The organism is Westiellopsis prolifica IICB1, from assembly GCF_004323185.1.
GTDB classification, from domain to species: domain Bacteria; phylum Cyanobacteriota; class Cyanobacteriia; order Cyanobacteriales; family Nostocaceae; genus Pelatocladus; species Pelatocladus prolificus_A.
Map to the genome: position 1 here is coordinate 48554 of NZ_NAPS01000004.1, position 11815 is coordinate 60368.

The window sequence follows — 11815 nt, forward strand, 5'->3', positions numbered from 1 at the left end:
CCTGTCAAAGTGTGAGCTTTAAAACATCGTTTTCTTTGTGTCTTAGTGTCTTGGTGGTTAATAATAGATTTTTTTTCACCACCAAGACACCAAGTAGAGACGCGCTGCTTGAAGGTCAAAGCTTTAATTGACGTATTAATTCGTAATTAATTCAGGTTTATGGATATATCAGATAACGACAAATCAATCCAAACAAGAGTCTTTAAAGCACTCAATGAAGCAAAAGAGAAATTAAAGGCTGTTGAAGCTAAACAAAGTGAACCCATCGCAGTAGTAGGTTTGGGTTGTCGTTTTGGGAAAAATATTTCCACTCCTGAATCATTTTGGTCTTTTCTCAAAACTGGTGGGAATACGCTCACAAATATACCTAGCGATCGCTGGAATATTTCTGATTTTTATGACTCAGACAGAAGTAAACCTGGGAAAATTTATGTATCTCAAGGCGGTTTTCTTGATGATGTCTCAATGTTTGATCCGCACTTTTTTGGAATTGCACCACGAGAAGCTCTGCATATTGATCCCCAGCAACGGTTACTTTTAGAAGTTGCTTATGAAGCTTTAGAAAATGCTGGAATGGCTGCGCCTACTACTAGAATCGGCAAAACTGGTGTTTTTATTGGAATTACAAATAATGATTATGCTCGTTTGATTGCACCAAATGATGATTATAGCACAATTGGGGCTTATCATATCTCTGGCAACCATACAAATGCTGCGGCTGGACGCATTTCTTATCTATTGAATCTCAATGGCCCCAGCTTGGCGGTAGATACAGCTTGTTCTTCTTCCCTGGTAGCAGTACATTTGGCTTGTCGTTCTTTACGCGCACAGGAATGTCGTCAAGCTTTGGTGGGAGGAGTAAATCTGATTCTCACACCCGAAGTACCGATCGCATTGTGCAAAAATCAGATGTTAGCTGCTGATGGTAGGTGCAAAACCTTTGATGCTAGTGCTGATGGATTTGGAATTGGCGAAGGTTGCGGAGTCGTCATTTTAAAAAGGTTAAGCGAAGCTTTAGCAGATGACGATCGCATTTGGGCGTTAATTCGTGGAACAGCAGTCAATAACGATGGTGCGAGTGGTGGTTTTACAGTTCCGAATGGTCTTGTGCAGACAGATTTAATTCGTGAAGCTCTAATTGATGCTCGTTTAAATGCAGATATTATTGATTACGTTGAAGCTCACGGTACGGGTACATCTTTAGGAGATCCCATTGAAATTAAAGCGATCGCTGATGCTTTGTGTGTTAATCGCTCTCGCTCTCAACCTTTGTTAGTCGGTTCGATCAAAACAAACCTTGGTCATTTAGCAGCGGCGGCGGGAATTTCTGGTTTAATCAAGACTGTATTATCTATTTATTATTCTGAAATCCCGGCTCATCTAAATTTGCAAACACCAAACCCTCACATTAATTGGGATAGTTTACCCATCAATGTAGCGACACAAACTCGTCCTTGGACTGTTAGCAATAGTAAGATGAAAGCTGCTGGGGTCAGTTCTTTTGGAGCATCGGGAACTAATGCTCATGTGATTTTGACTGAACCTCCGCAAGTAGAATCTTCGCCTCAAAATAGATCTCCTTTACTCGTTACTTTGTCTGCAAAAGATGAAGAACGTTTGTATTTACTAGCTAATAAGTTTGTTGATTATATTGACAAAAAACCTGATATTAATTTAACAGATATCGCTTTTTCTTCAAATACAGGTCGTTTTCATCATAAACAGCGACTAGCTTTGTTAGTTTCCAATATTTCTAGTTTCCAAGAACAGCTTCGGACTCTTATCAATGGTAATAGCTGGAAAACTAATATTATTCGCGGCGAAGCGCAAGGAAATCCAAAAATTGCCTTTTTCTTTCATGATCAGCAAGCAATATTCTCTGGGATGGGAAAAGAGCTTTTTGTCAATGAGCCTGTATTTAGCGATGCTTTTAAGCGATGCGATCGCCTCTTCCAAAATTATTTTAATTTTTCTATCGAAAACTTACTTTATAAGAACCAAAATATCGATAATTACTTATCTATACAACCAATATTGTTTGCATTGCAATATGCTATTTGTGAACTCTGGAAATCTTGGGGAGTTACTCCTAGTGCGGTTTTAGGTACTGGTTTTGGTGAGTATCTCGCTGCTCAACAAGCCGGAGTTTTTTCTCTGGAAGATGCAGTCAAATTAGTTGCAACTCGTGTTCGTTTATTTAGTAATAATCAAAATCTGGATCAAGAAAAAAAATTAGCTTTTCAAAAAGTAGCTGAAGAAATTATTTATAATAACCCCCAACTGACTTTAATTAATAGTTTAAATGGTGAAGTTGCTAGTAATTATGTAAAAAATGCTGCTTACTGGGTGCAAAACTTACGTCAATCAGAGCATATATATCAAGGGATTTCTATTCTGAATGAATTGGGTTATCAAATATTTATAGAAACTGGTAATCAGCCAATTTTAACTAAAATTGAGCAGAGTAATTTACCAAGTAAAAAAATCCTGTGGTTGTGTAGTTTAGCAAAAGACGGTAGTAATGAACAGCAAATCCAAACTGTCTTGGCTGAATTATATGTACGCGGAGTCGATATTAATTGGCAAGAATTTCATCGCTCTCGCTTAGGACAGAAGATTAGTTTACCCAATTCTCCTTTCATTCGCAAACGCTACTGGGTAGACTCTGTTAGAAAACCTCATCATGATCATTCTGGACATCCCTTACTAGGCGATCGCTTTCCTTCTCCTTTATCTTCTATTCAATATCGGGCTAGTGTTAGTAAGCACAATCCAGCGTTTTTAGCAGAACATCAAGTTTTCGGTAAACCGATATTTCCTGGTGCAGCTTTTATTGAAATGATGTTAGCTGCGACAGAAGGAGAAGCTGTTGCTGTAGAAAACCTTGAATTTAAAAAAGCTTTAATCCTCCAAGATAAAGCAGATAATTTGCAACTAATTATTAATCAAGATAATGTTCAGATTTATCATCAAATTGATAATAATTGGGATGTACTTGTTGCTGGAGAAATTCAGAAGTTAAAATTAATCGATTCGGTTTTCCAAAATCTAGAACAAATAGCACTTAATTCTTCCGAACATCTGGAAATTAGTTCATTTTATGATAAATACCAAAAATCGGGAGTCAATTACGGTAGTAGTTTTCAGCTAATCAACCAACTTCAGTGCAGTCAAAATACTGCATTTGCTCAAATTAAGTTAACAGATAACCTGCGTTTAGAAGCAAAAAATTATCATTTTCATCCGGCGATGTTAGATGCTTGCTTTCAGGCGATCGCTGGGATTTTATTTCAGCAAGAATCATCTGTGACTTATGTACCGATTCGGATTGCTAAATTCCAATTTTTTAAATCTCCAGATGAGAGTATTATTAGTGCGGTTCGACTTACTAAAAGTTCTCATAATTTTGTCAAATCTGATATTGATATCTATTCTGAACAAGGAGAGTTACTAGTATCAATTATCGGATTTGAACTCAAAGCTGTTCAACGTCAAGAAATTCTTCACAATGGAACTCAACCACAATCTTATATAGAAGAGTGGATTCCCTTACCATCATTATTACCTGATGGTAGAGATACTTTACTTACGCCTGATGTCATTAAAACTCAAGTTAAACCACACCAATTTGAGGAAAAATTAGCTGACAAATTGCCTCAATATGAACGCTTGCTGGCGGAAATGGAAAGTCTCAGCGTCAGTTATATTTGGGAAGGTTTAAAACAGCTTAACTGGCAACCAAAATTAGGTCAAACTTATCAAGAGGAAGAGATTGCTGCTCAAGGTGGAGTAGTTAATTTTTATCGTCCTTTATTATCACGGTGTTTAGCTATCTTAGCTGAGGAAGGAATTTTAAACCAGCAACAAAATGGTTGGTTATTAATCAAAGAACCAGAGATATTTTCATCGCAATTACAAATTCAACACCTACGCAATAAATTTCCCGATTATCTAGCAGAAATTAATCTCATAAAACGTTGTGGTGCAGCTTTAGCTGAGGTAATGCGTCGCCAAATTGAGCCGTTAGAATTATTATTTCCTCAAGGTGATTTGAATGCGATCGCATCTGTTTATTCTGATGCGGCCGGAGCTAAGTTAATGAATGAGCTAGTTGCAGCCACTATTAGATGTGCATTAGCAAATTTACCCACAAATCGACAGCTACGAGTTCTCGAAATCGGAGGTGGAACAGGCTCAAGTACAACTGCGATTTTACCACATCTACCTCAAAAGCAAATTGAATATGTATTTACCGATATTTCTTCTAGTTTTTTAACCAGAGCTAAAGAAAACTTCAGCAATTATCCTTTCGTTAAATATGAAACTTTAGATATCGGAAATAACCCAATTGCTCAAGGTTTTATCCCAGGAAGTTTTGATATTATTATCGCTGCTAACGTCCTTCATGCTACAGCAGATATTAACAAAACACTTGAAAACGTCCGTTCTCTCATGGCTCCTAATGCTCTACTCATATTATTGGAAAGTACAGGAGCGCGTCGTTGGGTAGATTTAACTTTTGGTTTAACAGATGGATGGTGGTTATGCAGTCAAGATCCACTCCGCAATGCTTATCCTTTAATGGATACAAACGATTGGCAAGATTTACTAACCAATCACCAATTTACAGAAATTAATGTCATCGAGCCAAGCAAATTAGAGACACGCAATCTCTTACGACAAAGTGTGATTGTTGCTAAAGGGAATAGTGTTTGTAAATCTGTTTCTCATGAAATAATATTTGCTGATTCAAAAGAAAATGTTCAGAATTTAATTACTTCATTACAACAGCGAGGAGTTGCTTGTTCTGTCATTTATCCTCAAGATATTAATCCTGATCATTCCGACGACTATCTATTACTATTACAAAATTTATTAACTCCAGAAACTCGTGAAATAATCTACCTCTGGCCGTTACAAGAAAGAGTAGGCGAAATTTATCAAACAGTAGAAATTATTTGTAGACGTTTCCTATTTCTTGTCCAAGCATTATTACAACAAGAAAATCCTCCTTCACTCATTCTTGTCACTCAAGGATCTGTACCAGCCAAAGAAATTGCAACCTTAACTTCTCCAGCCCAATCTTCATTATTAGGAATTGCTCTCAGCCTTATACTTGAACATCCTGAACTCAATTTTAGAGCGATTGATGTAGATCCTCATACACAAGATTTTGGAGAAAAATTATTCCGAGAAATTTACAGCAACACACAAGAAAACCGCGTCGCTTTGCGAGGTGAACAACGCTTCTGTCCGCGTTTAATAGAACGTAAATTAGCAGAAGGTAATATCAATTTTCATCAAGATGGCTATTATTTAGTTTCTGGTGGTACAGGCGGATTGGGTTTAGCTACCGCTCGATGGATGATAGAACGTGGCGCTCGTCATTTAGTATTGTGCAGTCGCAGTGGTGCAAAAGCTGTCAATGCTGAAGTTTTAGCAAGTCTGCAATCAACTAGCGCAGATATCAAAATCAAAGATGTTGACATCACAGATGCTGAAAAATTGCACACTTTACTACAAGAATGTCGCTCTGAGTATCCTGTGCGGGGAATTTTCCACATCGCCGGCACTTTAGACGATACGATATTAATACGATTGACACCAGAAAGTTTTAACCATGTTCTAGCACCCAAGGTGAAAGGAACTTGGTTACTGCATCAACTCACCCTCAATGATCCTTTAGATTTCTTTGTTTGTTATACCTCTGCTGTATCGCTGATTGGCTCACCAGGACAAGCTAATGCAGCTGCTGCTAATGCTTTTGAAGATGCTTTTACCTATTATCGTCATGCACAAAATTTACCTGCAACAGCTATTAACTGGGGACCATGGAGTGAAATTGGTGCAGCAGTCGATCGCAACGTTTTAGAGAGATTAGCCGCGAAAGGTTATGATGCGATCGCACCTGATTTAGCACTCCAGACTTTAGAAAAAATCCTGTTTAATCAAATTGTGCGTGCTGGTGTGATTGCTATTGACTGGAAACGTTTCCCTTACATCAACCAAAGTTTTTATCAAAACTTCTTACCCCAAGGAAAAACGAAATCTTCTACTGCATCCAACATTTTAGAACAATGGCAAGCAGTATCTATCAAACAGCGTCGTGATTTACTAATCCGTCATATTAGTTTGCGAGTTTCGACTGTTTTAGGATTATCAATCGGTGAAATATATCCCCAACAAGGCTTTTTTGATCTGGGGATGGACTCTCTCACCTCTACAGAACTTCGCAATATTTTGCAAACAGATTTTAACTGTTCTCTACCTGCAACAATTACTTTCAGATTTCCCAATGTGGAAACTTTAGCAGATTACCTTTTGCGGGAAATTTTAAATATCTCTGAAGTACAAATTCCTGCACAAAAACTAATACCAGAAATCCCCCAAATCCAAGTTGAAAAATCTATTCCAGAAACACCACAACAACAAGAAGATCCAATTGTAATTGTGGGGATCGCTTGTCGATTTCCTGGAGGTGCGAATGATGTGGAATCTTTCTGGAAATTATTAGAGGAAGGAAAAGATGCGGTGGGAGAAATTCCAGGCGATCGCTGGGATAGTCGAGCTTGGTATCACCCTGATCCCGATACACCAGGAAAAATCTATTCTCCCTACGGTGCATTTTTAGAGCAAATAGATCAGTTTGATGCCGAATTTTTTGGTATTGTCCCTCGTGAAGCTGTTGCCGTAGATCCCCAGCAACGCTTACTATTAGAAACTACTTGGCAAGCTTTGGAATCAGCTGGACAAAACCCGCAGCAGTTACGCAACACTCAAACTGGGGTTTTTGTGGGAGCGATGACTCAAGATTATGCCCAGTTAAGTTATGCACCAGAAGCGATTAACGCCTATACTGGTTCAGGAACTTCTGTCAGCGTAGCTGCTGGTCGTTTATCTTATGTACTAGGCTTGCAAGGGCCATCAATGACAGTTGATACTGCTTGTTCTTCTTCTTTAGTGGCAGTGCATTTAGCCTACAATGCTTTGCGTAATGGAGAGTGTGACATTGCCTTGGCAGGTGGCGTCAACATCATTCTAACCCCGATCATTTCCTTAATTGAAAGTCGCGCTCATATGCTTGCACCGGATGGACGCTGCAAAACATTTGATGCAAGTGCGGATGGGATGGTGCGGGGTGAAGGTTGCGGAATGATTGTTCTCAAACGCTTGAGTCAAGCAATTAAGAATGGCGATCGCATCTTAGCTAGAGTTTATGGTACTGCTGTGAATCACGATGGTCCCAGTAGTGGACTGACTGTACCTAATGGTGATGCTCAGGAAAAATTATTACATCAAGCCCTGAAAACGGCGCAACTCAAACCAGAGCAAATAGATTATATCGAAGCTCATGGTACTGGGACTGCGATCGGTGATCCGATTGAATTAGAAAGTATGGCTGCGGTTTTTGGGAAACGTCCCCAAAATCGACCTTTAATTATTGGTTCTGTCAAAACTAATTTAGGACATTTAGAAGGAGCAGCTGGAATTGCTGGATTAATCAAAACTGTTTTAGCCTTACAAAACAATAAAATTCCTCCACATCTTCATTTTCAACAACCCAATCCTCGTTTTGATTGGAGTTCTGATATTTTTGAAATTCCAGTACATGGAAAAAACTGGCATTCTAGTGAACGTCAACGCATTGCAGGAGTTAGTTCTTTTGGATTTAGTGGTACGAATGCTCATATAATTATAGGAGAAATTGCCGCTAACTCTAACCGAAATTTTGAGCATAAATTTTATCTTTTACCACTTTCAGCTCGTTCCGAAAAATCTCTCAAAGAATTAGCTAAAAATTATCAATCTTCTTTTAATGAATCTGTTAATTTAGCAGATGCATGTTTTACAGCTAGTACAGGAAGGGCTATTTTTCGCCATCGATTGTGTATCTTAGCCAACTCAATCACCACAGTTCAACAAGCACTTATTGATTTTCAAACAGGTGAGGATTCTGAGAATTTAATTACACCGATCTCATCAGAAATTCAGCCCAACTTAGTCTTCCTATTCTCAGGACAAGGTTCCCAATATTCAGGTATGGGACAAACTCTTTATAATCAAGAACCCGTCTTTAAAAATACTTTAGATCTTTGTCACCAAATCCTCGAACCAATTTTAGAAACATCGCTGTTAGATATAATCTTTGAATTGCAAAATAGTGATTTGCTACAACAGACTCAAATCACCCAGCCAGCCTTATTTGCATTTGAATATTCACTAGCTAAATTATGGCAATCTTGGGGAATACAACCCTCGGCACTTTTAGGACATAGCATTGGTGAATATGTCGCTGCTTGTTTAGCGGGAGTTTTTTCTTTAGAAGATGCTTTGCAATTAGTTGTCCAACGCGGTCGCTTAATGGGAGAACTACCCCATAACGGAGCAATGGTAGCAATTTATGCTGATTATCAAACAGTATTAGAGCATCTTACTCCCTACAAACATCAAGTAAATATTGCCGCGGCTAATGGTGCAATTAATGTGATTTCTGGCTTGAGCGAAATTGTCGAACAACTAGAGAAAAGTTTCATTGAGAAAGGTTATAAAACTAGAAGTTTAGCAGTATCTCATGCTTTTCATTCTCCGTTAATGGAACCAATGCTTGATGATTTCGCCAAGATTTTAAGTAAAATTTCTTTCCATGAACCAAGCTTGAAGATTATTAGCAATCTCACAGGTAAGCCAATTGGTAAAGAAATTGCTACTCCCGATTATTGGTTAAGTCACATTCGTAATACTGTACATTTTGGTCAAGGATTTAAATACTTAATTGATAGTGGTTATCGCTGTTTTCTGGAGTTGGGATCAAAACCAGTTTTACTAGGTATGGCGCGACTAATGTATCAAACTAAAGATATATTATGGCTACCCAGTATCATACCTGGACAAGATGAACAAGCCCAAATGTACAGAAGTTTAGCAACATTATTTGTGAATGGTTATTCTGTAGAATGGACAGAGGTATTTAAACCAGGAAAGCGGATTCCTTTACCTACTTATCCATTCCAAAGAGAACGCTACTGGTTGTCAAATTCACAATTTTCCATAACTCAAATTCAAACCAAGTCACATCCTTTTATTAATGATTTCAAAAAACTAGCTACGGGAGAAATTATTTTTGAGGGAGAAATAACTTCTGAGCAGCCAGATTATCTTGCAGAACACAAGGTATTTAACAAAACTGTATTTCCGGCTACAGGTTTCATTGAAGCAATTTTAGCAGCCAGCCAGAAAATATTGACTCATGGTTTAGTAACTATCCAAAATGTGTCGATTCATCAGGGGTTAATTTTATCTTCATCTCCAACCACATTACAATTAATTTTTAAACCCAAAAACTCATCCGAATATAGTTTAGAGATATTTAGTAGTAATTCTGTAAAAGATAACTGGATTCTGCATGTTACTGGTGAGATTAAACCTCACAATCAAAAAGCACCTACATCTATAAGTAATTGGTCTGATTTCAAAGGAGAATCTATTGCTGTTCCTCAATTTTATGAACTTTATCAGCAAATGGGAATCACCTATGGTCAACGTTTTCAAGCTATTCAAGAACTACGTTATTTAGAAAATGGTTCTCAGGCTCAGATTAATATCGATCGCAGTTTAGCAGATCAGCGATATTGTCTGCATCCTGTACTTCTAGATGCTTGTTTACAAAGTATTGGCGCAGCTTTTCCAGAAATTCACGGTCAGGAATTGCATTTACCCTATGGTTTTTCTTCTTTAGAATTATTTGGAAATCCTGGTTCTCAAGCTGAAACACGCATTTTTATTAAATCTGATTCTAACAGTGAAATGCGCGTAGATGTAGAGGTTTATGATCAACAACAACAGCTTTGCGCTCGGTTTATAGACTTAGTAGCAAGGCGTACTCATCCCGCAGTTTTACAACATTTATGGCAGGAATCTGAACAAAATTGGTTTTACCAAGTTCAATGGCAAAAGTTGAATTCAGTACCAAATTTTGAAACCAATGCTAGTAATTGTTGGTTAATATTTGTACATTCTAGTACAGCATTAAATCAGTTAATCAATTTATTAAAACAAGCTGGAGAACGAGTCATTACTGTAGAACTTGGTGATGATTACAAACGCCGTTCTCAGGATAATTTTGTGATTAATTCATCTCGAAAATCTGATTTTCAACGCTTGTATCGAGAAGCATATCCATCGGGAGAATTCCCTACGGGAGTAATTTTTGCTTGGGGAAATGCACCTGTCGCAGAATATGCAGATATAGTTTACAAGAGCAGTCATGCTGTATTGAATTTAATCCAAACTATCACTACTAGCTGGCAAAAGTTACCTGATTTATGGTTAGTAACTCGCAATGCAAATCAAATACTAACCGATACATCTATACAACCTCAACAATCTTGCTTATGGGGATTAGGAGCAGTAATTAATCAAGAATATCCGCAAATGCGGTGTGTGTGTTTGGATTTATCATCAACTGAAGAACCAGATGAAGCTGAATTTTTGTTCCAAGAACTTCATACTTTCAGCAACGAATTACGCCTAGCTTTACGCCAAGGAAACCGTTATGGAGCGAGGTTAGTATCTGCAACGATTCCGCCAGCACAAAAACAGCAGTTTGTCAGCAAAGAAGGAGCTTATTTAATCACTGGAGGTTTAGGTAAACTTGGCTTGCTATTAGCTCAATGGCTATCAAAAATGGGAGCTAGTCACCTAGTTTTATGTAGCCGCAATATCAAATCTTTACCAGAAGCGATCGCATCATTAAGACAAAATGGTACACAAATTACAGTTATCGGTGCTGATATTACTTCAGCAGTAGATATACAACAAATTTTCTCACGTTTTGGTGCAGATTTACCTCCCTTGCGTGGAGTAATTCACGCAGCTGGTATTTTAGATGATGGACTTTTAAGTAATCAAAATTGGGCTAGATATGAAAATGTGATGCGTCCCAAAGTAGAAGGAACCTTATTATTAGACAACTATACCCGCAATCTATCTTTAGACTTTTTCATTACCTTTTCTTCTGCGGCTGTGATCCTTGGTTCACCTGGTCAAAGTAGTTATGCTGCTGCTAATTCTTTCATGGATGCTTTAATGCAGAAACGACAAAGTTTAGGATTACCAGGTATCAGTATCAATTGGGGAGCATGGGATACAGAAAATGAAATTGAAAAACAACGTTTTGCAAGTTGGGGTATTCAAAGCATGTCTTCTGATCTAGCTCTTAAATATCTTAGCGAATTAATTATGGGAAATGTCTCACAAGGAGTGATTATTGATATTAATTGGTCTAAATTTAATCAAACTTTTACTATCAATCAACTATTTTTGGCAGAACTGTTGATCGCAAAACAAGATATTCAAAGTAATTCTGCAAAATTATTAGAAAAATTAAATTCTATACCTATAGATGAGCGAGCAGAAAGTTTAATCCAAGGAATTGAGCAAATTTTACGTGAAGTCACTGGGTTAAATACAAATGATTTTATTCCTCAGCAAACCTCATTTTTAGAGTTAGGTTTAAATTCATTAATGGTATTGGAGTTTAAAAATCGCCTAGAAACGAATTTAGCTTGCAGTTTATCTGCTTCCATAATTTTTGATTATCCTACTCTTACAAGTTTAAGTACTTATATACGGGAAGAAGTGTTAGCCGCTTATGTCGATTTTGAGGTGAGAATAAATATGCAAGCAGATGATATTCATTCTTATGATAGTCTCAATGAAGAGGAATTAACAATACTACTTAATCAAAAGTTAGCGGAACTTGATCAATATGGTGAGTGAATATTTAGTAAAAATAAATAAGTTTTTTTAATACTTT

1 protein-coding gene is annotated in these 11815 nt (G+C 37.5%); it reads left to right on the top strand.

The genetic code is table 11. The annotated features are described in order from the left end of the window. The first annotated feature begins 159 nt into the window (after positions 1 to 159). Entirely contained in the window at positions 160 to 11778 is an 11619-nt protein-coding gene (locus B4U84_RS27565; RefSeq protein WP_207391023.1) for a type I polyketide synthase, read from the top strand. Positions 11779 to 11815: the final 37 nt, after the last annotated feature.

What these genes read in the sequence shown, in the direction of transcription:
- B4U84_RS27565 (WP_207391023.1), top strand. Translation starts at nt 160, where the DNA reads ATGGATATATCAGATAACGACAAATCAATCCAAACAAGAGTCTTTAAA.